The organism is Acinetobacter sp. WU_MDCI_Abxc222 (genome assembly GCF_025514755.1).
GTDB lineage: Bacteria > Pseudomonadota > Gammaproteobacteria > Pseudomonadales > Moraxellaceae > Acinetobacter > Acinetobacter geminorum.
Map to the genome: position 1 here is coordinate 18,862 of NZ_JAHPVG010000009.1, position 24,297 is coordinate 43,158.

At 36.8% G+C, this 24,297-nt stretch carries 21 protein-coding genes and 1 tRNA gene; 14 read left to right on the forward strand and 8 right to left on the reverse strand.

The genetic code is table 11. The features are described 5' to 3' along the window. Positions 1–22: 22 nt before the first annotated feature. The 4 genes from tgt to queA form a co-directional block, all read right to left on the reverse strand. Positions 23–1,156 carry a tRNA guanosine(34) transglycosylase Tgt gene (tgt, locus tag KTJ10_RS13710; RefSeq protein ID WP_002116306.1) on the reverse strand — a complete coding sequence of 378 codons (1,134 nt, stop codon included), beginning with the start codon at positions 1,154–1,156 and terminating at the stop codon, positions 23–25. Positions 1,157–1,308: 152 nt separating this feature from the next. Further along, positions 1,309–1,878: a LemA family protein gene (locus KTJ10_RS13715; protein ID WP_199113827.1), complete on the reverse strand. Its 570-nt coding sequence runs from the start codon at positions 1,876–1,878 to the stop codon at positions 1,309–1,311. Between the two features lie 85 nt (positions 1,879–1,963). Beyond that, positions 1,964–2,992 (reverse strand): hypothetical protein, encoded by a 1,029-nt coding sequence (locus KTJ10_RS13720; RefSeq protein WP_262442226.1) that lies wholly within the window; start codon positions 2,990–2,992, stop codon positions 1,964–1,966. 232 nt (positions 2,993–3,224) lie between these two features. Continuing rightward, on the reverse strand, positions 3,225–4,262 hold the full coding sequence (gene queA, locus KTJ10_RS13725) for a tRNA preQ1(34) S-adenosylmethionine ribosyltransferase-isomerase QueA (protein WP_262442227.1): 1,038 nt from the start codon (positions 4,260–4,262) through the stop codon (positions 3,225–3,227). Between the two features lie 182 nt (positions 4,263–4,444). On the opposite strand from queA, the gene KTJ10_RS13730 reads away from it, so the two are divergent. From KTJ10_RS13730 to KTJ10_RS13780, 11 genes are all read left to right on the forward strand, one after another. Further along, a tRNA-Leu gene (locus tag KTJ10_RS13730) sits at positions 4,445–4,531 on the forward strand. Between the two features lie 146 nt (positions 4,532–4,677). Further along, on the forward strand, positions 4,678–5,742 hold the full coding sequence (locus KTJ10_RS13735; RefSeq protein ID WP_262442228.1) for a hypothetical protein: 1,065 nt from the start codon (positions 4,678–4,680) through the stop codon (positions 5,740–5,742). Between the two features lie 43 nt (positions 5,743–5,785). Continuing rightward, complete coding sequence (locus KTJ10_RS13740) at positions 5,786–7,177, forward strand: hypothetical protein (protein ID WP_262442229.1); 1,392 nt, start codon at positions 5,786–5,788, stop codon at positions 7,175–7,177. 479 nt (positions 7,178–7,656) lie between these two features. Then, positions 7,657–8,928, forward strand: a complete 1,272-nt coding sequence (locus tag KTJ10_RS13745; protein ID WP_262442230.1) for a sensor histidine kinase — start codon at positions 7,657–7,659, stop codon at positions 8,926–8,928. Positions 8,929–8,995: 67 nt separating this feature from the next. Next, the gene (gene glnE, locus KTJ10_RS13750; protein WP_262442231.1) at positions 8,996–11,746 is read left to right on the forward strand and encodes a bifunctional [glutamate--ammonia ligase]-adenylyl-L-tyrosine phosphorylase/[glutamate--ammonia-ligase] adenylyltransferase; all 2,751 of its coding nucleotides are present in this window, start codon (positions 8,996–8,998) and stop codon (positions 11,744–11,746) included. A gap of 24 nt (positions 11,747–11,770) precedes the next feature. Then, complete coding sequence (locus KTJ10_RS13755; protein WP_086265231.1) at positions 11,771–12,697, forward strand: branched-chain amino acid transaminase; 927 nt, start codon at positions 11,771–11,773, stop codon at positions 12,695–12,697. A gap of 68 nt (positions 12,698–12,765) precedes the next feature. Continuing rightward, positions 12,766–13,656 carry a mitochondrial fission ELM1 family protein gene (locus tag KTJ10_RS13760; protein ID WP_262442232.1) on the forward strand — a complete coding sequence of 297 codons (891 nt, stop codon included), beginning with the start codon at positions 12,766–12,768 and terminating at the stop codon, positions 13,654–13,656. A 22-nt stretch (positions 13,657–13,678) separates the two neighbouring features. Then, the gene (locus KTJ10_RS13765) at positions 13,679–14,707 is read left to right on the forward strand and encodes a glycosyltransferase (RefSeq protein WP_262442233.1); all 1,029 of its coding nucleotides are present in this window, start codon (positions 13,679–13,681) and stop codon (positions 14,705–14,707) included. Further along, the gene (locus KTJ10_RS13770) at positions 14,704–15,459 is read left to right on the forward strand and encodes a polysaccharide deacetylase family protein (RefSeq protein ID WP_262442234.1); all 756 of its coding nucleotides are present in this window, start codon (positions 14,704–14,706) and stop codon (positions 15,457–15,459) included. The genes KTJ10_RS13765 and KTJ10_RS13770 overlap by 4 nt, the downstream gene beginning before the upstream one ends. Continuing rightward, positions 15,456–16,220: a glycosyltransferase family 2 protein gene (locus KTJ10_RS13775; RefSeq protein WP_262442235.1), complete on the forward strand. Its 765-nt coding sequence runs from the start codon at positions 15,456–15,458 to the stop codon at positions 16,218–16,220. Before KTJ10_RS13770 ends, KTJ10_RS13775 begins: the two co-directional genes overlap by 4 nt. An 11-nt stretch (positions 16,221–16,231) precedes the next feature. Continuing rightward, positions 16,232–17,266, forward strand: coding sequence for a glycosyltransferase (locus KTJ10_RS13780; protein WP_262442236.1), 1,035 nt, complete (start codon positions 16,232–16,234; stop codon positions 17,264–17,266). Here KTJ10_RS13780 and ghy read toward each other — a convergent pair. Continuing rightward, positions 17,263–18,153: a glycosyl hydrolase Ghy gene (ghy, locus tag KTJ10_RS13785; protein WP_262442237.1), complete on the reverse strand. Its 891-nt coding sequence runs from the start codon at positions 18,151–18,153 to the stop codon at positions 17,263–17,265. The two genes, KTJ10_RS13780 and ghy, sit on opposite strands and share 4 nt — an antisense overlap. A gap of 68 nt (positions 18,154–18,221) precedes the next feature. Between ghy and KTJ10_RS13790 the strand changes: the two genes are divergently transcribed. Both KTJ10_RS13790 and KTJ10_RS13795 read left to right on the forward strand, forming a co-directional pair. Continuing rightward, positions 18,222–18,977 carry a glycosyltransferase family 25 protein gene (locus KTJ10_RS13790; protein ID WP_262442238.1) on the forward strand — a complete coding sequence of 252 codons (756 nt, stop codon included), beginning with the start codon at positions 18,222–18,224 and terminating at the stop codon, positions 18,975–18,977. An 8-nt stretch (positions 18,978–18,985) separates the two neighbouring features. Next, complete coding sequence (locus KTJ10_RS13795) at positions 18,986–19,936, forward strand: lipooligosaccharide outer core biosynthesis glycosyltransferase GtrOC6 (RefSeq protein ID WP_262442280.1); 951 nt, start codon at positions 18,986–18,988, stop codon at positions 19,934–19,936. Positions 19,937–19,973: 37 nt separating this feature from the next. Here KTJ10_RS13795 and KTJ10_RS13800 read toward each other — a convergent pair whose 3' ends face one another. Further along, positions 19,974–20,192 carry a hypothetical protein gene (locus KTJ10_RS13800; protein ID WP_014207632.1) on the reverse strand — a complete coding sequence of 73 codons (219 nt, stop codon included), beginning with the start codon at positions 20,190–20,192 and terminating at the stop codon, positions 19,974–19,976. A gap of 201 nt (positions 20,193–20,393) precedes the next feature. On the opposite strand from KTJ10_RS13800, the gene KTJ10_RS13805 reads away from it, so the two are divergent. Next, positions 20,394–21,422 (forward strand): stealth conserved region 3 domain-containing protein, encoded by a 1,029-nt coding sequence (locus KTJ10_RS13805; RefSeq protein WP_262442239.1) that lies wholly within the window; start codon positions 20,394–20,396, stop codon positions 21,420–21,422. Between the two features lie 59 nt (positions 21,423–21,481). Here the strand turns inward: KTJ10_RS13805 and aspS are convergent, their stop codons facing one another. After that, complete coding sequence (gene aspS / locus KTJ10_RS13810; RefSeq protein WP_005064200.1) at positions 21,482–23,266, reverse strand: aspartate--tRNA ligase; 1,785 nt, start codon at positions 23,264–23,266, stop codon at positions 21,482–21,484. A 170-nt stretch (positions 23,267–23,436) separates the two neighbouring features. Further along, positions 23,437–24,201 (reverse strand): DUF4184 family protein, encoded by a 765-nt coding sequence (locus KTJ10_RS13815; RefSeq protein WP_262442240.1) that lies wholly within the window; start codon positions 24,199–24,201, stop codon positions 23,437–23,439. Positions 24,202–24,297 lie beyond the last annotated feature (96 nt).

Here is a 24,297-nt window from a genome sequence, read left to right on the forward strand (position 1 = left end):
TGAGGTTGAGCGCAAATCTGGCTTATTCATCAACCGGACATGGCGGAACTTCTAAACCACGACGGGCATAAAAGTCCTGAACAAATTCATCAAATGTGCCATTGTCTAATGCATCACGCATACCTTCAGTTAAACGTTGGTAATAACGTAAGTTATGAATAGTACCGAGCATAGATGCTAACATTTCTCCACATTTTTCAAGGTGGAATAGATAAGCACGGGTAAAGTTCTTACAAGTGTAACAATCGCAATGTGGATCGAGCGGGCTCTGATCATGGCGATATTTACTATTACGAATACGTACCAGACCATCAGTGACAAAATAATGACCGTTTCGAGCATTACGAGTCGGCATTACACAGTCAAACATATCGACACCGCGGCGCACTGCTTCAACGATATCTTCTGGTTTACCAACGCCCATTAAATAACGTGGTTTGTCATGTGGCATTTTATTTGGTAGATAATCTAAAACTTTGATCATCTCTTCTTTAGGTTCACCTACCGATAAACCGCCAATTGCGTAACCGTCAAATCCGATTTCAAGTAAGCCATTTAAAGACTCATCGCGTAAGTCTTCATACATACCGCCTTGAATAATGCCAAATAGCGCATTGTGATTTTTGAGCTCATCATGATGATGGGTTTTACAACGTTTTGCCCAGCGTAAAGAAAGCTGCAATGATTTTTGAGCTTCTTCATGTGTCGCAGGGTAAGGTGTACATTCATCAAAAATCATCACGATGTCAGAGTTCAATACCTGCTGAATTTCCATAGAAATTTCAGGTGATAAAAATACTTTTGAACCATCAATCGGGGAGCGGAAAGTAACACCTTCCTCTTTGATTTTGCGCATTGCGCCAAGACTAAAAACTTGGAAACCGCCAGAGTCAGTCAAAATTGGCTTATTCCATTTAATAAAGTCATGCAAACCACCGTGTTCTTTAATCACTTCAAGACCTGGGCGCAAATATAGATGGAACGTATTTCCTAAAATAATTTGTGCCTGAATGTCTTCGATGTCACGAGGTAACATGCCTTTGACTGTGCCGTAAGTCCCCACTGGCATAAAAACAGGTGTTTCAACAACACCATGTTCTAAAGTTAAACGACCACGACGGGCGCGCCCCGACTGACCTAATTTTTCAAACTTCATCTAAAAATCCTGAACACGAGCAGAGGCGAAGAAACAGTTCGCTGCTAAAAAGAGGGCTATTTTCCTTGATTCTGCGACGTAGTTCTACTACTAAATGTAGCTGGTTATAAAATAGATAAATTTCCGATAACTTGGAGACTATTTTCTTCCTATTAAAAATTAGGTTTATAGTCAAAATTCTCATTAACAAGATTATCCTTAAAAGGGCGAATCGCTTTCTTGGATAAAGTTAAGGTGTTAATGAGATTATTAGGAAATACTTCAATCTGGTTGTTGAACAGCTCGACATTACGGTTAAAAATGCTAATTGCTGCACCAACATTTTCATTTTGTTCCTGAATATCATCCATCATTTTGCTATAGAGTGAATCAGCTTTAAGTTCTGGATAATTTTCAACCACAACGTTTAAGCTTCGAATAAGTTCTTGGCTCATTTTCTCGATCTGTTGTAGCTGAGAAATATCAGTGTTATTCACATTTAAATTAAGAATTTGTTGACGTAATTGAGTAACCTTTTCTAATGTCGATTTTTCAAATTGAGTATATTGATTGAGCGTTGATTCGAGAGATTCCAAGGTCTTTACTTTTTGACGCTCGAAATTGGCAACTTCAGCCCAAGCTCTTTTAGTCGCATTAAAGTAACGTACGATGGTGTTACGGATGTGAACGCCCCAGACAATCAGTACAACGAAAATCCCCAAGAAAATAAATAAACCTGTCATTTTCACTCCTCTTATTTTTATTCTCTCATTGAGCCTTTTAACTTCTTATTTTTTGATAAGTTGCCAGTTCAGCGCTACGAGAGATTTATTTAATTAAATTAAGCATTAATTGCTGAAATTTTTCATATTGCGGCATAGTCATGGTACGCAAGTGTCCACGTAATGTTGAAACATCATGAATTTCAATTTGCTTACTGGTGATCTGAAAAAGATTTTGTTCACCGAGATAACACAAAATCTGTTCTTCATGATGATAAATTAAATCACCTTTAAAGTGCTGAAAAAAATCATTTAATTTTAAAGTTAAACTCGGACTGACTTCTTTGGCTAACTGGTGTTGATTAACCCCGAAAATATTAAGTTCTTGGTTAATTAAAATATCGCTACTTTGCCATTTACTACTGTAGGGAGTAAAAAAACGAGAACGTTGGTTACTTATAGCAATACCTAATGCAGGCATTTGAAATATAAAAGCGCCCCATAGATCTCTATGGATCTCTTTAACTATTTTTTTATCACTATCTTGATTTTGAAGAATGGGTAAATTATTTACATAGTGATATTTGAACAGCAGAACTTGATGTTCCGTAATTCCATCATCCCACGTAGTGGAAGCAAACTGAGTAATTTCATTAGATTCATTACCCCGATTAAACAGTGGAAAGTGTTGCTTTAATTTGCTTAAGACTAAAATTGGTTGAGATTGAATAGGAAGATAGGCCGGTAACTGTTGAAACCGTAATCCATAACGTAAAGTGGTGATACGTTCTTCTAAATAGTGAATGACTTCGCTTATAGGTTTTTGCGGTTCATAGAGCAAATAGGCCAGAAAACCAATTAAAAATGCCCATAAGAGGCTCAAAATATATTGAATATGAGGATGAAAAAAGTATCCAAATAATAAAGTCGTAATACTGCAAATACTTAACAAATACGGCAATACATTAACAAAACGAAGGTTAGGATCTTCACGCCATGGATGTAAAGCATCTAAAAGCTCTTGGGCTGAATTAGATTTTTGTCCAGCATCCCAAAGTCGAGCGATATTGCGAAAAACCTGTGTATTTTTTTTACGCCTTATATGCAGAGCTTCTTGTAAGGTATCAATTGGCATGGAAGTAATGAGGTCATTATCATAAAGTGCTATTTTTAGATTATCTTTTAAATTGAATGAGATAAATACTAAATATTCCTAAATTTGGAATTTTTCTTTAAAAAAAATGATGCCTGAGTTTTATCGATAAAGTTTTGCAACTCACAGAGCTACATTCATTATTTTTTATTGTAAAAATTTGAGCTGAGTTAAACCTTGAATTAATTTATAAGGTTTAACCCAGCCTTGCTTTTTAAACTTCTAGCTTATCAATCAGCATTGCATCACCATAGCTAAAGAAACGATAGCGGCTTTTAACTGCATGTTCATAAGCAGCCAAAATGCTGTCTCGATTTGAAAGTGCTGATACCAACATGAGCAGGGTAGACTCTGGTAAATGGAAGTTAGTAATTAAACGGTCTACGATGCAGAACTCATAACCTGGATAGATAAAGATTTGTGTGTCGCCCGTCCAAGCTGCAATTTTACCGCCATGAGCTTGAGCTGCACTTTCTAAAGCACGTGTCGCGGTTGTACCAATGGCAATCACTTTATTGCCGCGTGCCTTAGTCGCCAAAATTAAATCAATGGTTTCTTGAGGAACATCACACCATTCACTGTGCATGACATGATTGGTAATGTCATCAGTACGAACAGGCATAAATGTGCCAGCACCGACGTGTAAAGTCACAAAAGATTTTTGAACATTTTTTTGCTCTAACTTTGCTAGTAATTCTTCGTCAAAGTGCAAGCTCGCAGTAGGAGCGGCCACACTGGCAATTTTTTCAGGATTATGGAAAACAGTTTGATAGCGTTCAGTGTCAATTTCTTCTGCTTCACGATTAAAGTAAGGCGGAATAGGTAACTGACCATATTGCTCAAGTACAGGCAAGATGTGCTGTGAAAACTCAACCACAAATAAGTTTTCGTGACGGCCACGTACAATTACAGGAATATTATCTGCACCGACGAAAAGCTCAGCACCTGCTTTAGGTGAGTTACTAGATTTGATATGACAATACGCCGTGGTGTGGTTTAGCATACGCTCAACTAAAATCTCAATCGCACCGCCTGTAGAGCGTTTTCCTTTAAGTCGAGCTTTCATGACTTTGGTGTCATTAAGCACCAACAAATCACCTTCTTCGAACAGATCGATAATGTCTGTGAACATGTGATCGTGATATTGACCCTTTGAATCTAAGTGCAACAACCGCGAAGCACTACGTGATTCGAGAGGGTAACGGGCAATGAGTTCATCAGGTAATTCAAAGGAAAAGTCAGACAGTTGCATATTTGAGAAAAAACACCACAAAAATTGGGCCTAGTATAAACTTTTTCGCTTTTTTATGGCTGTGCTTCTGACCTAAATCATGAAAAATGTTTAAATGATCTAAAAGTGAACGATAATATTCACTTAGGGTTTGACAAGTTTTACAAACGCGCTAATATACGCAACACAAACATACTTCCTCTCCCGAGGTGGTGAAATTGGTAGACGCGGCGGACTCAAAATCCGCTGTCAGAGATGACGTGTCGGTTCGAGTCCGACCCTCGGGACCATATTCGGAATCGTAAGATTCTACGAAAACCCCTAAACTAACGGTTTAGGGGTTTTTTGTTGGTCTAATTTTTATTGTGGAAAGTTTGGAAAAGCTTAGATACTATTACGCATCAAGACTTTATAATAATTTTTGTGGTGAGTTAGGGTGGTTAAAGTTTCAAAGATAATAAGTAGTCCAGAAGATATTCAACGAAGTAAAGATTTAGCAGAAGTCCGTGATAGGATAAAAAATAATATTGAACAACTAATAAAACATCGAGTCTTAAACAGTACTATTCTTATAAGTGATGATCAGGACTTTGTTAAGAATAATTTAGAAACTGTCTTAGTTCTAATTGGTGATTTCAATTTAGATCAGAATATTGGAAAATTCCTAAATTTATTTGTCACCCAAACTCAATACTTAATTGATAATTTTGATGATTTATTAAAATTAAAAAATATGGAGATAGCTGATAAATCCAGAACGGCTATTAAGCAATTAAACTTTTTAAATGATCCTTTTGGATCTACAGGGGAATTAGAGTTCGAAAATAAACAATCAGAAGAAGTATTAATCAATAGAATTAAGCATGGTATTACGTCTTTACTTGATGTAGCAAAACAATTTTATAAACTCTATGAAGCAGTTAATAGAACAATACCTCCTTTCTTAGAAGATGTAATGGCTCGTGTGAATGATGAGCTGGTAAGTTTCAGAAGATTAAGAAATATTGCTGATAATGCTCGGACGGAGAATATTTATAATAAGGCTGTTACTAAATATCGTGAATTAGAAAAAAGTTATAGATCATATTTTTATTGGGGATTGGCAATTATTCTAATATTATCTATTTGTTTGTTCTCATTAAAAAAAATTTTAGTTCCTGCACTTTTCTCAACTATTGAGTTTTGGGCAGTTAAGATATCTATATTATTAGTAGGTATTACTCTAATAAGTTACTTTTTAAAACAATCGGCTCACTATCAAAGATTAGCTGATCAAAATTATCAAACACAAGTTGAACTACAAGCTTATCCAAGTTTTATGGAAAGCATTCCTACAGAAGAAGCTGCTAGTGTACGTAAAGAACTTGCACTTAAATACTTTGGTCGTGAGGTTGATGGGACAGCACATAAAGATATGAGTAATTTAATTTCTGACCAAATGAAAAGTACAACTGAAATGGTTAAAGCTACTACTGAAACAATTAAGAATTTAAAGAAGTAATGGCTGGAAATTTTGTATAGTTTTTTTAATTTGTGGGTAGAGTATGGTTTTTACAGATAATGATTTGAAAAAATTAAATATATTTAATGATATTGCATCGTTGATAAATGAAATTTCTTTAAAGATACAAGATGAAAATTATAAATGGGAATCAGTTTATAGTAAAACAGAGGTTTTTGTTTCCTCGAAAAATTTCTTTTTTAATTTACAAGAATTTATACATGATTTGGATAGTCTTATTTATGGTGATGAGGGGATGCTTGAAGATTTCTTCTTCCCGTTAGATGCTTTAAAAGAAAAATTAATTTTGTTTGCAGACTTTAAAAATAAAAACTCTATTTTTGAATATTTTATATACATTTTTAATGATTTTTTTGAAAAATTTATTCTAAATAATGGTAGTGAGGGCTTTAAAAAATTTATCCAAAAAACACAAGGTAGGCCTAGTTTTTATCATTTTTTAAGAGATATTCTTCCTTATAGAGGGAGTGAATTTAACACAGGTTTTTTCGATATCAACTCTAGTAATGCTAATAGTTTTTATTTAAATAAAATAAGAAGATTAGAAGATGATATAATAAATTTAAAAAAAGATGTTGGAGTTAGTGATGGAAAAATAAAAGAGCAAATAATTACTCACTTGCAATTAAATGATATTTACTTAAAAGATAAAACTAATACTTTGGTTAATAACTTTAATTTAATGATTAATGAATATAAAATACAATATGAAAGTAATGAAAAAAAGAATATTGAAGAATTGTCTAGGTCAGTTCAGGAGTCACAAAGAGAATTGTCTAATCTTTTTGGTGATATAGAAAATTATAAAAGTTTAATTTCGAATAAAACTCAAAGTGAAATATCCAAGTTTTATTTTGAAAAATCTATTTGGGAGAGAAATACCTATTTAGCTATGACATTGCTGAGTCTTCTTATTATTATTTTTGCAATAGGTTTAGCATGGATCGGACTTAGCGGTTATTATTCAAATTATGTAAATCCCCAAGGTTTTGCTGAAACTACTAAAAATTTAAATATTGAGAAAATAAAATTAGTTCAATCGAATGCATTATATTATTTAATATTGCGTTTAGTAATTTCTATTTTATTGTTTTTATCTCTAATATATACAAGCCGTATAGCTTATAGATCATATATTCATTGGCGACATAGTGAAAATATGCATCTAAAACTCGCATCTTTGCGTCCATTTATTAACCATCTTAATGAAGAGGAGAGAAGTAAAATTCATAAAGATCTAATACCTGATTATTTTGGGAAAGATGCTGGTGTGATTGATAATAGTACAAGTGAAAAATTTAATGATCTTCCTGCCAATATAAGCGCAATTGCAATTAAAGCAATTGAGCAAATATCAGCTGGGGGAAATAATGTGAATAAGACTGAGAATAGTTCCAAAAAAGATAGTACTTAATCTAACTATTGAGGAATGTAGCAACTTAATAGTAAATAGCCACGCATTTAGGCGTGGTTTATCTATTCATTGTAGTGAAAATTAAAAGAGGAGAATGGTGTGCAGATATATGGTATCTATGCACATTACAACTAAGCCTGATAAATCCATTGAGCCAAATTCAAAAATGATCTTTATTAAAGTCTAATCAGAGCCTAAGCCTTCATGCAAATAAATTTTTTGACCATCTTTTACGAGTATTCTGAACTCGCATTTCTAACATCTTACAAGTCTTTACCTTCAAACATTTGTTGTATTTTTCTCAAGCATACCCACTTTATGTATCTGAAAACCTTTAATTGAAACTTCACATTTCTATTTTGAAAAGAACGTTGCTCTTTTAATGTACTGTGTTAAAGTTTGTAGTAGATCATAATGATTATAAGTACATTTCTTGAGAGCGGTTCCGACCAAAAACGACATAATCTGTGAGGCGGGCAATGACATTCCAACGTTTAGAACTAAATCAGGTTGAGCAGTTAAGTGCTTGTAGGATATCTCTGTTGCTTGGATTAAACGCCGAGCAGAACTACATCGAGCAATTTTTCCGGTTTAGTCTTCGTCTTTTGAGTTGTAAAAAAGCCTTATTGACTTTTAATCAGGAACCCTACTTTTGGCACCGTTGCCCTGAAGGCATGACGGCAATCTCGTTTAAACCATCAAAGCATTTAAAACAGTGCTTCGCCAAACAACAGACCATTAATCACTTACATCCTTCATATCAAAATTTAATCAACTATTTAAAAGAATTAAATATTGAGTGCAGCAGGGCATTGGCTGTGCATCTTTTACACCCTGATAAAACCTCAATGGGTTTTGCTGTCTTTTTCGATGATGATGCGTCAACGTTTGAAGATGATGATATTCAATTATTGCTCGATTATTGTTCTAGTTTTATGCAACAAGTCGAGTTGAAGTTTAACTACGAAGAGTTAAATGAATTATACGAGCAACAAGTGGCACTTAATTCGAGTAAAACAAAATTTTTCTCGATTATTTCGCATGACTTACGTGCGCCTTTTCATGGATTGCTCGGATTTTCTGAGGTACTCGCTAAAGAGCGTGAAACTTTAGATGAATCTAGTATTCAAAATATTGCAGACTATTTATATGACACCTCACAGTCGACCTATAACTTGCTTGAAAGCTTACTAACATGGGCAATGGCTGAGGGCGGGCGTTTTGTTTATCACCCAATTAATTTTAAGCTTAGACAAGTCAGCAATATCGTTTGCGATGTACTGCACACATTAGCTTTAAAGAAAAATATTGAACTGGTGAATGGTGTTCCGGATGATTTAAACATCTACGCCGATATCAATATGATGACCTCTGTAATTCAAAACTTGGTGTCAAATGCGCTGAAATTTACCGATGTTGATGGATCAGGCAAAGTCTTTATTGAAGCTCAACAAGCGGATACAAATGTAGAAATTACTGTTCGAGACACAGGTCTAGGCATGACCGAACAACAAATGGCAAATTTATTCCATCCACGTATTACTGCTAGCTTTAAAGGCACTGCAGGGGAAAAAGGTGCTGGTTTGGGTTTGAGTCTTTGCAAGCGTTTTGTCGAGATTAATCAGGGGCAAATTACTGTTGATTCTAAAGAAGGGGTAGGAACGACATTTAAAGTTCTATTACCTTCAGCTCAAGAAAGTCATGAAGTACATACCGAACATCATTCTTCATCAGAAGCAAAATTAGTCTAATCCCTTTTCCTTCCACTACTCGAACTGCTATAACTAAAAACAGAGTACGAGGAAAAGAGCTTTTTATATGAATGCGGAGCAGTTACAAAAAACATTGCGTGCCAGTCAGTACGCAGAACAAGTTTTAGGTTTGCATCAAGCTGTTTTAGAACAAGATTATCAAATAGATCAATTTACTGCACCGCTCTCGACCGAACAGATTTACCAGTTTGTACAGACCACGCTAGATGGGATTGGTGATGAAACGCTTTGGATGCGCGGAATGCGCATTTTACGTAGCCGTTTAATGTTCCGCTGGATTTGGCAGGATGCCAATCAATTGACCGATGTTGTCACACTCACTCGTGAACTTTCTGATTTTGCCGATGCCAGCATTTGTGCAGCAAAAGATTTTGCGCGTGTAGCACTTGTGGCGAAACATGGTGAACCTGTGAGTTACTCTGGCAAAGTTCAAGATTTGATTGTTGTTGCCATGGGTAAGCTTGGTGCTCAAGAGCTTAACTTATCGAGTGATATCGACTTAATTTTTGCCTTTGATGAGCAAGGTGAAACCAATGGTCGCAAATGTATTGATGTACAGCAGTTCTGTATTTTGTGGGGACAAAAACTCATTTATTTGCTTGAACACATTACTGCCGATGGTTTTGTATTTCGAGTTGATATGCGCTTACGTCCTTGGGGGGATGGCTCGGCATTAGCGATTAGTCATGCAGCTTTAGAAAAATATTTAAGTCAACATGGCCGTGAGTGGGAGCGCTATGCTTGGATTAAAGCGCGCGTTGTCACTGGGGGAAAAGAAGGACAAGACTTATTGGAAATGACACGTCCTTTTGTATTTCGTCGTTATGTCGATTACACCGCTTTTGCTGCCATGCGTGATATGAAAGCGATGATTGAGCGCGAAGTCTTACGTCGTCATATTGAGGATGATATTAAACTCGGAGCGGGTGGTATTCGTGAAATTGAGTTTATTGTTCAGGTCTTTCAGCTTATTTATGGCGGGTCTAAACGTGAGTTACAAGACCGTCAATGTTTAGTTAGTCTTGAGCACATTGGGGAAGCTGGCTTATTAGAAAAACAAGCTGTATTAGAACTTGAAGATGCTTACCTATTTTTACGCCGTGTTGAACATGCAATTCAAGCTCTCAACGATCAGCAAACCCAATTATTACCAGAAGAATTGGACTTAAGACAACGCATTATTGATACCTTAGGTTTTGCTAGCTGGAATGAGTTTCTTGATGTTCTTAATGAGAAACGTCAAAAGGTAAAAGTTCAATTTAAGCAGCTCATTGAAGATACCAGCTCTAATGCAGCAACTGAAAATTTCGGACAGTTAGAGCAGCAGTTAGATGAAGTGTTGGATGACAATGCGAGAAATCTGATTCATGAGTTTTGGCATGGTCATGCACTTAAGAAACTCCCTTCAAATGCTGTGCAGCGTTTAAAAACCTTCTGGCCTCATTTAATTGAAGCCATCTTGCAATCAGAACAACCACAAACTGCACTGTTGCGCTTAATGCCACTGATTGAATCAGTCATGCGTCGAACCGTGTATTTGGTGATGTTGATTGAAAGTAAGGGGGCACTGCAACGCTTAGTGAAAATGGCGACGGTGAGTCCGTGGATTTGTGAAGAGCTAACGCAATATCCAGTACTGCTGGATGAGTTCTTATCGATGGATTTTGAGTTACCAAAACGTAAGGACTTAGAAGACTCATTACGTCAGCAATTGCTTCGTATTGAGATTGATCAGGTCGAAGATCAGATGCGAGCACTTCGCCTGTTTAAAAAGAGCAATGTACTCACTGTTGCGGCAAGTGATGTCTTAGCTGAAAGCCCATTAATGAAAGTATCTGATGCATTAACTGATATTGCTGAAGTGAGTGTTAATGCAACCCTACATTTAGCTTATCAGACAGTGGCGAAGCGTCATGGGTACCCAAAGGACGTTGATGGGAAACGCTGTTCACTCGACTATAAAGCTTTTGCTGTCATTGGGTATGGCAAAGTGGGGGGGATTGAACTGGGCTATGGTTCTGACTTAGACCTTGTCTTTATTCACTATCTAGATGAACAAGCAGATACTGATGGAACGAAGTCAATTAGTGGCTTTGAGTTTGCTATGCGTGTCGCTCAAAAGTTTATGTCACTCATGACTACTCAAACCCTTGATGGCCGTGTCTATGAAATTGATACACGCTTAAGACCTTCAGGTGAGGCAGGTTTACTGGTAACGAGTCTGAAAGCCTATGAGCACTATCAGTTGAAAAGTGCATGGCTTTGGGAGCATCAGGCATTAGTTCGAGCACGCTCTATTGCTGGCGATGAAGCGCTCTGCCAGAAATTTGAAATATTTCGCCGCGAGATATTGACTCAATCTAGAGATGAGGCTTATGTTCGTGAAGAAGTGTTGAAAATGCGTCAGAAAATGAAAGACCACCTAGGTTCGTCTTCTGAACAAAAAAAACATGGTATTTTTCATTTAAAACAGGACGCAGGTGGTATCGTCGATATCGAATTTATGGCACAGTATGCTGTACTTGCATGGAGCGGGACGAAACCCGATCTCGCCCATTATTCTGATAATGTAAGAATATTAGAAGATGCTGCTAAAGCAGACTGCTTATCCAGTGAAGATGCCACAGCATTAATTCGAGCCTATCTTAGTGAACGTGCCGAAAGCCACCGTTTAGCCCTTGCAAATCAATCCATGCAAGTCAGCGCAGCGGACTGGCGTAGTACCCGTGCGGTCGTTTGCAATTTATGGCAAAGATTAATAGACCCAACCGCTTCGGTTGAGTTGGATAGTGAATGATTTTATAACAATTTGGAGTGTTCCATGAATTTGGCTGATCGTGATGGTTTTATTTGGCAAGATGGAAAATTAATTGATTGGCGTGATGCAAAGATTCACGTTTTAACCCATACTTTACACTACAGTATGGGCGTATTTGAGGGTGTTCGTGCTTATGAAACCCCTAAAGGTACAGCGATTTTCCGTCTTCAAGACCACACAAAACGTTTGTTAAATTCAGCAAAAATTTATCAAATGAAAGTGCCGTATGATCAAGCAACGCTTGAACAAGCACAAATCGATGTTGTTCGTGAAAATAAATTAGCCTCTTGCTATTTACGTCCACTGATCTGGATCGGTTCAGAGAAACTAGGTATTGCAGCAACAAATAACACCATTCATGCCGCTGTTGCTGCATGGGCGTGGGGTGCATACCTTGGTGATGAAGCGATGGCTAAAGGTATTCGCGTTAAAACTTCATCATTTACTCACCATCATCCAAACGTGACCATGTGTAAAGCAAAAGCATCTGGTAACTACACGTTGTCAATTCTTGCTCACCAAGAAGTTGCACATTCTGGTTACGATGAAGCAATGTTAATGGATCCACAAGGTTATGTATGCCAAGGTTCAGGTGAAAACGTATTCTTAATTAAAGATGGCGTTTTACACACTCCAGATATTGCTGGTGGTGCGCTTGATGGTATTACACGTCAAACTGTAATGACAATCGCTAGAGATCTTGGTTACCAAGTTGTTGAGCGCCGTATTACACGTGACGAATTCTATATTGCAGACGAAGCATTCTTCACAGGTACTGCTGCTGAAGTAACACCAATTCGTGAATACGATGACCGTCAAATCGGTTCGGGTACTCGTGGCCCAATTACCACTGAAATCCAAAAAACTTACTTTGATGCGGTTCAAGGTAGAAATCCGAAATATGAACACTGGTTAACTTACGTAAAATAAGTTAATCCGTTAACATAAAAAGGCGAACATAAGTTTCGCCTTTTTATTTTTTGGCTTAGGGAGCTTCTATGCATATTGTCTATGTGTCTGATGGAAAGGCAGGACACCGCTCACAAGCATTAGGCTTGTTTCAGGCAATGCAAAGACAACAGCCAGAAACAACTTTTGAAGAGGTCTTAATTGCTGATTTACCTATTATTTCTTTAATTAAGACACTCTTCTCTTCAAAAAAATCCTTATTTAAACAAGTGCCCGATTTTATATTTGGAGTGGGAAGCCACACACATTTTCGTGTCTGGTTGCTCGGCAAAATTTTTAGAAAAGCAAAAACCATTATTTTGATGAAGCCTAACTTACCTGTAGCTTGCTTTGATTATGCTGTTATTCCGGAGCATGACGGTATTCACGCCGATAACCATGTGATTGTCACGCGTGGTGCATTAAACCCCATCCGTAATGAAAATCGCCATCAAACCGCGAGAGTTTTAATCGCTTTAGGTGGTTCATCTAAACGACATCAATGGAACCAAAATAAAGTATTAACCAGTGTTCAAAAAATTGTTGAGAATAATCCAGACGCTGAAATTATTCTGACCACTTCACGTCGAACCCCAGCAGAGTTTGTCGATATTTTAAGACAACAAAATTTTGCCCAGCATTTACACATATTTCCAGTTGATCAAACACCCCCAGGCTGGATTTTCGAAGAAATGCAAAAAGCAGAAGCTGTGTGGGTAACAGAAGACAGTGTATCTATGATTTTTGAGGCGCTTACCGCGGGTTGTCGAGTCGGGGTGATGGCAATGGAGCGTTTGAAAGAAGACCGGATTACGCACTCAGTTGATCAAATGTTAGAATCAAAATTAATTTCACAGCAGACCTCAGTTGTACAGTTACCACAACCTTATGCTTTTAAAGAAGCGGACCGTGTGGCAACATATCTTTTAGCAAAAAATTAAATTTTTTATTTTGAGTAAATAAATGAAAATATTGCATATTGCAAATTTTGGCTTTAATAAACAAGGCGCCCATTTTTACTGCACAGACCGTAAAATTTCTGCCGGATTAATTGAAAATGGCCATTTCGTTTATGATTTTAGTTTTCGTGACATGGCTCGAATGGGAACCATTTTTAAAACAAAAAAACTGGGTGCCAATTGGGCTAATAAAGAAGTCCTAAAAGTTGTTAATAATATTGAGCCTGATCTAGTGCTCATTGGACATAGTGACTTAATGAGTCCAGATGTTCTAAGACAAATTAAAGAATCTTATCCAAATACTAAAATTGCATTTTGGTATGTTGACCCGCTTTATCTTGAAAATAAACTCGACTTTGTCAAAGCATTCTCGCCATATTTAGATGCTATTTTCTGTACAACAGGCGGGGAATATCTACAAAAGTTAAAGCAACCTCATTTAAGTGTGGCTTATTTGCCAAATGTCGGGCACCGCAATGTAGAAACACTACAGCAATTTTCAAACTCTAAGTCTGACAAGACCTTTATTTTTTGTGGTGTAGTCTATAAAGAACCTGAGCGTGAGAAGTTCTTAAAGGATTTGGCAGATGCTTTGCAACAAGGTCATGTGAACTATCAATATTATGGTTGTTTTGAACAACCGGGTGTTTATGGTAAAGCCTATTATAAAGTTCTGTCTGAAACAAAAATGGGACTTAATTACTCACGCCGTAATGATGTAACCTTGTATAGTTCTGACCGTATTGTACAGCTGACTGGTAATGGTTTACTCACTTTTAGCCCAAGAATTCCGGGCTTTGAGAAGCTCTATACTGAGCAGGAAGTAGTTTACTTTGATGATCAGTTTGACTTGGCCAAGAAGATCCAATTCTTTGATCAAAATCCAGAGCATGCTGAAAAAATAGCGAAAGAGGGCTGGGAGAAAACACGTAAATCTTTCAATGCTAAGCGCATCACGCAGTTTATGGTTGAAGTGACATTTAAGCAGCCACTTTCAGAAGATTATGAATGGTCACACGAGGTTTATGCATGATGTGGTTTTTGTACGTTGCGGTGGGCCTATTAGTACTTGCTGCACTGTTATATGTGCTAGGTAATTATACATTCTGGCTTCCGTTCCGTTCGAACAAACTACCTCGTATTGTCATGTTGCATCAGGTTACCCCTAAAGATGCAGCCTCTGGCATGAACATGCCTCCTGAAAAGTTTGAACAACTCTTACAACTGTTAACTCGTAAAGGGGCTATCTTTTGCTTTGTTTCTGAGCTTGAGCAATATCGTAATCAAAAGAATGTGGTTGCTTTAAGTTTTGATGATGGATTTATGGATAATTATCTTTATGCCTATCCATTACTCAAAAAATATAATGCGAAAGCAACTATTTATTTGGCAACGCAAATTGAAGGCATCGAAAAGCTGACTCATGAGCAAATCCATGAAATGGCCAACTCTGGTTTAATTGAATTTGGTGCGCATACGCAACATCATGTGAACTTACTTAAGCTTGACGATCAAACGGCTTACGATGAAATGCTTCAGTCTAAACGCGACGTTGAAGTATTAGTTGGAAAATGCCCAAGCTTTGCCTACCCATTTGGTCGATTTAACGAAAAACACCAAAAAATGGCTCAGGAGATTGGCTTTAAAAACGCTGTATCGACTCGTAAAAAAATCGAAGCGTATGAAGCTGTTAATCAATTTAATATTCCACGTGTCAGCACGCATGGTGCCATGAATGCTTTACAGATGCGTATCGCCCTTGCTAAAGGACGTTATAAGTTATGAATAAAATTCCATGTAGTGTCTATATTGTCACTTTAAACTGTGGTGCTTGGTTAGAGCGAACTTTGCAAAGTGTCAGTGAGTTTGATGAAGTTATTATTTTAGACTCGGGCAGTACTGATAATACTTATGAAATTGCCCAGCACTTTGAAAATACGCAAATTGCTCATCAAGACTGGCAAGGTTACGCTGGGCAAAAAAGTTTAGCTTTAGCAAAATGCCGAAATGATTGGGTTCTCAACCTAGATGGTGATGAAGTTTTATCTAGCGAGTTAAAACAAGAAATTGTTGAGACCATTCAACAGAACAAGCTTGATGCATTAATCACACCGATTAATGATGTGTTTTTAGGTGTCCCCAACAGTAAACATACTAAAAAACATGCAAAGGTGCGTTTTTTCCGCAAGTCCAAAGGGCATTATGACCTTGCCAATAAGGTCCATGAAAATGTGATTGTAGACGGTGAATCTCAGCGTGCTGAACACGATATTTATCATTATGGTGAGTCGAGTATTTTCGTTAAGGTCGAAAAAAATAACCAATATTCCAACCTAAAAGCATTAGAGAAATACCAAAAAGGAAAGTCTCCGAGCATTGCAAAATTGGTTTTAGTGATGCCTGTGACTTTTATGAAGTCTTATTTTATTCGCCGTAGTTTCTTAAATGGTTGGCGTGGTTTCGTAAATAGTATGATTAACGCATTTTATGCATTTCTAAAAGAAGCTAAGCTTTTTGAACAGACCATGAATAAAGATAAAAAATAAGTAGGCGAGCTATGAAAATTGTTCAGGTATTGGCAACGAGTGGTGGAGTTGGTGGATTAGAGCAGCACACTTTTAACCTTGTTAATGAGCTTGCTTTAAACCATGAAGTACATGTGATTGCACATCCTTGCTATGTAGACAAGTTTAGCCAACAAGTACATTTTCATGCTGTCGATTTTGCACGTAGCCGTTGGAATATTTTTTTACTTTGGCAAATTAAAAATCTTATTCAACAAATCCAACCCGCTATTGTTCATGCACAAGCAGGAAAAGCGGCTGAGCTGATTGCCCGCATTAAGCCATTTTTATCTGGCCCGAAATTTGTAACGACGGTACACGGCACTAAAAAGAATAAATCCGCTTATTTAGCTGGTGATGCAGTTATTGCAGTGAGCCAAGCGCTCACGCAAGGTATTCCGGAGTCTAAAGCATACGTGGTTTATAACGGTGTATATCCTCAACCACTACTTACAGCTGAAAATAAAGAAAAGTTACTTCAATCGATTCAAAAAGATTTTGCTGAGCTAGACACAAGCAAAAAAGTTGTTATGTGTATTGGACGTCTAGAGCCAGTAAAAAATATCAGTTTACTGATTGAGTCGATGCAACAGATTGATGCCAATTTATGGATTGTTGGCGATGGCTCACTTCGAGCAAGTTTAGAAAAGCAAGTCAGCGAATTGAACATGCAAAATCGTGTCGCTTTTCTTGGGTTTAGAACTGATGCTCGAGATCTGGTACAACTGGCTGATATCGTGGTTTTATCATCAGATCGTGAAGGTTTTCCACTCGTCATGGTCGAAGCTTTACAGGCCGATAAAGCAATGGCTTCAACTAAAGTGAACGGTGTGATCGAGTGGTTGCCGGAGCAATATCTGGCAGAAATTGGAGATGCACAAGGTTTAGCAAAAGCGATTAAATATGCGCTTCGACCTGAGGCTCAAAACGACTTTAGCCCTTTGTATGCAAAAGCCAAGGCTGAACTGACTGTACCAGCCATGGCTGAGCAGACGCTTAATATTTATAAAGGCCTGCTGAAAACTTAATTATTCTTCGGTGTAAGGCGGATGGCATCAAGTACCACGAAGTTATCTTCGATATTAATAGTATGACAACCGTCATCTGCTTGATTCCAGTCTGGTAAAACGACTTCTAATAATTTTTCTTCATAAGCTGTCGGGCTAAGCTGAGTAATCGCTTTTAATTCGATATTACCGCCATACCGCTTTAAAGAATCTTGGCTTGGTCGAACCAGTTGCCCTTTATAAATAAAAGGTTTGCCTGCCATACGGAACTGCTGACTGCCTCGGCACACTGGATTCATTGGGTGCTCTTGCCAGTTAGGATTCAAAATATCTTCGGTAAAGAATAGATCTAAACGATCACCAAATTTCTTACAATCACGACGCGTTGAAGTGAAAAGATACCATAAGCCCTCATGGTAAAAAGGGGTGCTATCGACTGCTTCAATATTTTCAATAAGGTTAGAATGCTTTTCCCATTTTAGCGGAAACTCAGTACATTTCCAAAGTTCGATGGTTTTATTGGCTGATGTTTCTGGGACCATATACCAAGTGTTATCTATTTTAAATACGCAAGGGTATGAGAGGTGGTAATCGAGTTTTAAAATGGTTTCAGGCGGGGTGTAAGTGCCATCCTTAAAGATTTCTAAAACCGAAAGAAAGCCTACCGGATGTTGGTCATCGACTTCTTCAAAAAAAATGAAATGACGCCCATTTTCATAAGCATAAAAGCTATCTGCAAAGGTAAACTTTCTAGGGGAGTGAATTTCAAAGAGTGAATCTAATTGCTTAAGTGTAGTAAAAGGTTGCTCTAACCAGCCAAAACGCATATACCAATGGGAGTCAAAAGTTTTCGCTTTTTTTGCTTGTTGGTATTTGTACCATTTTTTTTGAATCAGGCGATTTAGCATTAAATTTTACACTCGATATAACTATAATTAGATAGACTATCCCTGTCTCATTTTAACATTTGAATGAAATGAAAAAATATTTAATCAGTATTGAATCTGCTAATAGTGAACGTTTAAAAAAGTTGTACTCTCAAGCAACATTTTACAAATATCGCGATGAATTTAAGCAATTTGGGGTTGTAGGAAAAAATTTAAGTGTTAGTGAGTATTTTCAACAGGGTGTAGCAGGTAAGAAGAAACCGATGACACCAGGTGAGCTTGGTTGTGCAATGTCACATATAGCTGCATTAAAAGATTTTTTAAGCTCTGATGAAGAATATGCCATTATTTTTGAAGATGATGTGATTGAACGTTTTGAAATTGATTTCCAAGATTTAGAAAAACACATTCATTCTTTGAATTTAGGTCCTTGCTTTTTCTTAAGCTTGGGCGGTATTCAAATGAAAATATGCAATCGTGTTCGTGGAAAATTTTTACCCGAAGAATTGTATAACCAAAAAGTTTTAAAAGTTGATTACGACTATCTTGAAAAACTTGCCTATGCATATGCCTATGTTGTAGATCGTAAAATGGCTCAAATGTTAGTTGATTATCATCAACCGATAAAAATTTATGATCATTGGCAGGACCTTGTTGGACGAGGGGATTTTAGTTTCTATGTCAGCTTTTTATTCGATCACCCAATTATTGAAAATAATGATGCATTAAGTTACTTAGAAAAGGAAAGGAGTCTAGTGACGCCTCTTTCTCAAGATGATAGTGATTTATTACGTTACTTAAGAGTTAAACTAAAGAAATATATACTTAATAAATATATAATTTAGTCATTTTTATAGATTTTATTGACAATTTTATGATTAAGCAAAAAAATATTATTATCGGGTCAGCTACAGGATATGATGCTGACCTCATCTCTTCTTTTGTATATTCTTTGGAAAAAGCAAACTTTGATGGCATATTGGCTTTAATTATATATAAAGAGCAAATGACAGAATTTGTTAATGCATTTTCAGATATCAAAAATTTTAAAATTGAATTTAAAGTTTCAACTATTGGTAAATTTAAATCAAAGTCAAAATATTCAGGTGTTTATAAATTCAAGTTTGTAAAAAATATTCTTAAGAAAATTATTGGCTTAACTGTAAATGAAGAAAACGCTGATTCAAAAATAAAAGCACTTAAAATTACAGGTTATCCGCATGTGAGCCGTTTCTTTGAATATAAGCAAATTGTAGAAAACCATTCTGATGCATCACATGTATTGCTTAGCGATGTTCGAGATGTTTTTTTCCAAAGTAACCCTTTCAAAAATCTTGGCAAAGGACTATTGGTTGGGATGGAAAATCCAAATTTCACCATAGGTACTGAGCAATATAACCAAAAATGGATCTTGGATGCATACGGTGAGGACTTTTATAATCTTGCAAAAGATGAGCAAGTTTCTTGTTCAGGTGTCACTATTGGTGATCATGAATCAATTAGAGTCTATATCAATAAGATGATCGAAGAATTCTGCAAACAGCCATATCAAAAAATGTCTGAAAGAATTTATGATCAAGCTATGCATAATAAATTATTAATTACTAATAATTTAGCTGATGTAACACGCTGTCAGCCATTTGAATCCATTATTGTAACCCTAGGGTTATACCCAATAGATCAAATTGCAGTTAATGATCAGGGATTTATTATCAATCGCAATCAAGAAATCATTCCTATTGTCCATCAACATGACAGACATCCGGAACTGATTCAGTTATGTGATAATTATATTGGGAAATAAATTTAAGATTTTCTAAATTTTATGTGGGATGCGGATATTAATTTTTATCCGCATTTCCTTTTAAAACCATATAAATCAATGCAACAAATATAAGCAATGCACCAACCAAGCTACTTACACAGAAAAATAAAATTCGTTGATTTGTAGTCATGTTAAATAATTCATTTGCAAGAATATAGCGCATGAAAAACCATTGTGCGAGAGAGAATACAATCACGACTAAAGCATGTCGACGAACGTCAGGACGCATTGCCATAATGAATTACCAAGGGAGAAAAGAACGGGTATTATGCCATTTGCCCACTACCATCTCAATAGAGTCTTAATTAAGCAAATTCTGTAGAAAAATTAAAATTATGGATAAATTATGAAGTTTTATTAACATTAATAAACTTGGTATCCGATTTTTATCGAATTTTATCTAGTAAATTGCTGAATTTATTTGGATATATGTTTGATGCAGCCTATAGATTTTGTAATGATTTGGGTGGACTCAACCGATACGAAATGGCAGCAACAATATCTATATTATAAATCCAAAGAAACTAAAACAAAGATTGATAAACTCGCTGATCAATGTCGCTATCGCGATTGGAATAATCTACATTTTTGGTTTAGATCTGTTGAAAAATTTTGTCCTTGGGTTAGAAAAATTCATCTTGTGACCTGTGGTCATTTCCCAGAATTTTTAGTCAAGAATCACCCCAAGTTAAATCTAGTTACCCATGATCGAATTATAGAATCAGACTGTTTGCCGACCTTTAACTCACATGCCATCGAAATCAATATTCATAAAATAGAAGGCTTAGCAGAACACTTTGTCTATTTTAATGATGACACCTTTATTAATAGCCCTTTAGAGCCAGAGTTCTTTTTTAAAAATGGTTTACCTTGTGATGGTATCCAGCTACAGCCTTTAATGGTCGTGGGAGAAGAGAACTTTTTAGGTGCAGTTGCATTGACTGATGTTGCAATCATTAATAAGTATTTTGATAAGCGGAAATTATTTCATAACAATCCCTATGCACTTTTTAATCATCGCTACTCTATGAGTAATAATTGGGGGAATTTTTTAAGTTTATATAACCGAAAATTTTCGAGCTTTTATAGTACTCATTTACCTCAACCATTTTTGAAATCAGTGTTTGAAGAAGTTTGGCAAACTGAAGAGACTTATTTGAAAGAAGTATCAAGTCATCGCTTTAGACAGCCTTTAGACGTTAACCAATATTTGTTTAGGTTATGGCAGTTATGTTCAGCCCGTTTCTATCCTGTAAATATATTTGAGCGCGGCCAAAATTTTAATTTAAGACTGCAAAATCTTCCAGAAATTAATCAGATTATTAAAAGTGAACGGCTTCCACAAATTTGTCTAAATGACGATGAACAAGTAGTCGATTTTGAAAAACTAAAAAAAGAAGTTATTCAAATTTTTGAACAAAAATTTAATACGCTTTCAAGCTTTGAAAAAGAAATATCTCATTAAATTTTTCCCATTAAAAAACCCTGCATAAGCAGGGTTTTTTAATTTGAAGATCTAAAAAATTATTTAGATTCTTCAGCTTTAGGTTTTTCACGTAAGCGGATGCCTAAGTCACGAAGCTGGTTTGCTTCAACAGGGGCAGGTGCTTGAGTAAGTGGACATTCAGCAGTCTTAGTTTTCGGGAATGCGATAACGTCACGAATTGAAGTCGCGCCAGTCATAAGCATAACTAAACGGTCAAGACCAAATGCCAAACCACCGTGAGGAGGAGCGCCATAACGAAGTGCGTTAAGCAAGAAGCTAAATTTCTCTTCTGCTTCTTCATCAGAAATACCAAGCGCTTCAAAAATCGCTTTTTGCATTTCTAATGTGTAAATACGAAGTGAACCACCACCAACTTCAGTACCATTCAATACCATGTCGTAAGCAACAGAAAGTGCTTCACCTGGATTGCTCTTCACGTCTTCTACGCTAGATTTAGGTAACGTGAATGGGTGGTGAACAGAAGTCCATTTACCATCGTCAGTTTCTTCAAACATTGGGAAGTCAACAACCCAAAGTGGAGCCCACTCACAAGTTGAAAGGTTCAAGTCGTGACCAATCTTGACACGAAGCGCACCCATTGCATCGTTTACAACTTTAGCTTTATCAGCACCGAAGAATACGATATCGCCATCTTGTGCGCCAACACGTTCCAACAGTTCAAGTACAATCGGTTCAATGAATTTCACGATTGGAGATTGAAGACCTTCAATTCCTTTAGCGAGTTCATTAACTTTAATGTACGCTAAACCTTTAGCACCATAGATGCCAACGAATTTGGTGTATTCATCAATTGCACTACGTGGCAATGAAGCTGCACCAGGAACACGTAAAGCAACAATACGACCTTTAGGATCTTTTGCAGGACCAGCGAATACTTTGAACTCTACTTCTTGCATTAAGTCTGCAACGTCAACGAGTTTCAACGGAATACGCAAATCTGGTTTGTCAGATGCATAGTCACGCATTGCTTCGCTATATGGCATACGGCGGAATTTTTCAAATTTTACGCCAAGCAAGTCGTTAAATAGTTTAACAGTCATGCCTTCCATCAAATCCATGATTTCATCGTCATTTAAGAACGATGTTTCAATGTCGATTTGAGTAAATTCTGGCTGACGGTCAGCACGCAAGTCTTCATCACGGAAACATTTCGCGATTTGGTAGTAACGATCAATACCACCAACCATCAATAATTGTTTAAACAATTGTGGTGATTGTGGAAGTGCGTAGAAGCTACCATTTTGTACACGACTTGGTACTAAATAGTCACGCGCGCCTTCAGGAGTTGCACGAGTTAAAATCGGAGTTTCAACGTCTAAGAAACCGTGATCGTCTAAATAATTACGGATCAAGTTAGTTACTTTAGAACGGAAACGTAAGCGATCTAACATTTCTGGACGACGGATGTCCAAGAAACGATATTTTAAACGGTGTTCTTCTGACACGTTAATCGTGTCATCATTTAATGGGAATGGCGGAGTTTCAGAAGCAGCAAGAACTTCGATTTCTTTGCCTAAAACTTCGATTTGTCCACTCACCATATTTTGGTTTTCAGTACCTTCATAACGGCGACGAACACGACCTGTAATTTTTAATACATATTCAGAACGTGCTTTATCTGCAGTTGCAAATGCTTCTGGAGTATCTGGGTCAATAACCACTTGAACGAGACCATCACGATCACGCATATCAAGGAAAATAACACCGCCATGGTCACGGCGACGATGTACCCAACCGCATAGTGTAACGGTCTGGTCGATTTGGGCTTCAGTTAAAGAGCCACAGTAATGAGTTCGCATCATGATGAAGATTATCCAAACTATATTGGCTGAAAGGACGGATGCGTAAACCGCGCACCGTCAAAAAAGTAAGTTTTCGATTATGCCTTGTTGGATGGTTTGTCACAAGAACTAGATCAAAAAACCGCAGAAATTAAGCTGAAAATGAGCAATTTGGCAGCAACTTTAAGTATTCACCCCATTCTTTTTTGCCGATCTAAAACCAAGAATAGTAAGCATCCTAAGCTAAAGCTACTTAACCAACCTTGCATAAATTCATTAATAGAGCGACCCGTGAAATAATAGGTATCGGCATGCCAAACTTCATGAGGAATGTAGCGGGCATAATCCCAAAAAGAAAATAGACCTAACAATGTAGATAAAATCAACAGACACCATGAGAAAATTTTAATTTTATAGTTTACTTTCCAGTGTTGTTTATAGCGCTGATAATAGTGAACACACATCCAAACAATAAAAGGTAAGGCAAGAGCAGAGGAACCTAACTGCAAAAGACGATGTAAGGGGTATGGATGTCCTAAAAGGGGAATATTTGTTGCTAATACATCTTTAAATACAAAGGTGCGAAAGTCCGAGTGTGTTAAACCATCCCAAATTAAATGTGTTGCAATTCCTAAAGTAAGTGCGAGTAATGTCCCAATCAAAAATAAAAAAATATGTTTTAAAGAGTTGAGGCCAAGATCATGCTGAATGCCGAAAAAACGGTAAATTACAGGCCGATATAGAAAGTACCAAATAGCACAAAAAACGAGACCTAAAGTAAGGTTGGGATAAATCAGGCCTTTCCATTGATGTGTCAGCATACCTGATTGCATTGTAAATAAGCGGTAAAGATCGGGTGTCATGCTGCCAATTGCTAACGCAGCAATTGGCAAAGTGTTTCGGCTAAGCTTTGAAAGAGGAGGCGCTATAACGGCATGAGAGATTGTAAAAGGCATTGGAAATCGGAATTTACTCGCATCATTTAATTGGCCAGTCTAACGAATCATCTGATTAGAAATGTTTTTTATTGCAAAACAACTGAAATGTTATAA

Excerpts from the sequence above, each read along its gene's own strand:
- KTJ10_RS13800 (WP_014207632.1), bottom strand. The coding sequence starts at position 20,192 with ATGGCAATGCGTCCTGACGTTCGTCGACATGCTTTAGTCGTGATTGTA.
- KTJ10_RS13715 (WP_199113827.1), bottom strand. The coding sequence starts at position 1,878 with ATGACAGGTTTATTTATTTTCTTGGGGATTTTCGTTGTACTGATTGTC.
- KTJ10_RS13770 (WP_262442234.1), top strand. The coding sequence starts at position 14,704 with ATGATGTGGTTTTTGTACGTTGCGGTGGGCCTATTAGTACTTGCTGCA.
- ghy (WP_262442237.1), bottom strand. The coding sequence starts at position 18,153 with ATGCTAAATCGCCTGATTCAAAAAAAATGGTACAAATACCAACAAGCA.
- KTJ10_RS13720 (WP_262442226.1), bottom strand. The coding sequence starts at position 2,992 with ATGCCAATTGATACCTTACAAGAAGCTCTGCATATAAGGCGTAAAAAA.
- KTJ10_RS13760 (WP_262442232.1), top strand. The coding sequence starts at position 12,766 with ATGCATATTGTCTATGTGTCTGATGGAAAGGCAGGACACCGCTCACAA.
- KTJ10_RS13765 (WP_262442233.1), top strand. The coding sequence starts at position 13,679 with ATGAAAATATTGCATATTGCAAATTTTGGCTTTAATAAACAAGGCGCC.
- queA (WP_262442227.1), bottom strand. The coding sequence starts at position 4,262 with ATGCAACTGTCTGACTTTTCCTTTGAATTACCTGATGAACTCATTGCC.
- KTJ10_RS13815 (WP_262442240.1), bottom strand. The coding sequence starts at position 24,201 with ATGCCTTTTACAATCTCTCATGCCGTTATAGCGCCTCCTCTTTCAAAG.
- KTJ10_RS13790 (WP_262442238.1), top strand. The coding sequence starts at position 18,222 with ATGAAAAAATATTTAATCAGTATTGAATCTGCTAATAGTGAACGTTTA.
- KTJ10_RS13805 (WP_262442239.1), top strand. The coding sequence starts at position 20,394 with ATGCAGCCTATAGATTTTGTAATGATTTGGGTGGACTCAACCGATACG.
- tgt (WP_002116306.1), bottom strand. The coding sequence starts at position 1,156 with ATGAAGTTTGAAAAATTAGGTCAGTCGGGGCGCGCCCGTCGTGGTCGT.
- KTJ10_RS13740 (WP_262442229.1), top strand. The coding sequence starts at position 5,786 with ATGGTTTTTACAGATAATGATTTGAAAAAATTAAATATATTTAATGAT.
- glnE (WP_262442231.1), top strand. The coding sequence starts at position 8,996 with ATGAATGCGGAGCAGTTACAAAAAACATTGCGTGCCAGTCAGTACGCA.
- KTJ10_RS13775 (WP_262442235.1), top strand. The coding sequence starts at position 15,456 with ATGAATAAAATTCCATGTAGTGTCTATATTGTCACTTTAAACTGTGGT.
- aspS (WP_005064200.1), bottom strand. The coding sequence starts at position 23,266 with ATGATGCGAACTCATTACTGTGGCTCTTTAACTGAAGCCCAAATCGAC.
- KTJ10_RS13755 (WP_086265231.1), top strand. The coding sequence starts at position 11,771 with ATGAATTTGGCTGATCGTGATGGTTTTATTTGGCAAGATGGAAAATTA.
- KTJ10_RS13780 (WP_262442236.1), top strand. The coding sequence starts at position 16,232 with ATGAAAATTGTTCAGGTATTGGCAACGAGTGGTGGAGTTGGTGGATTA.
- KTJ10_RS13745 (WP_262442230.1), top strand. The coding sequence starts at position 7,657 with ATGACATTCCAACGTTTAGAACTAAATCAGGTTGAGCAGTTAAGTGCT.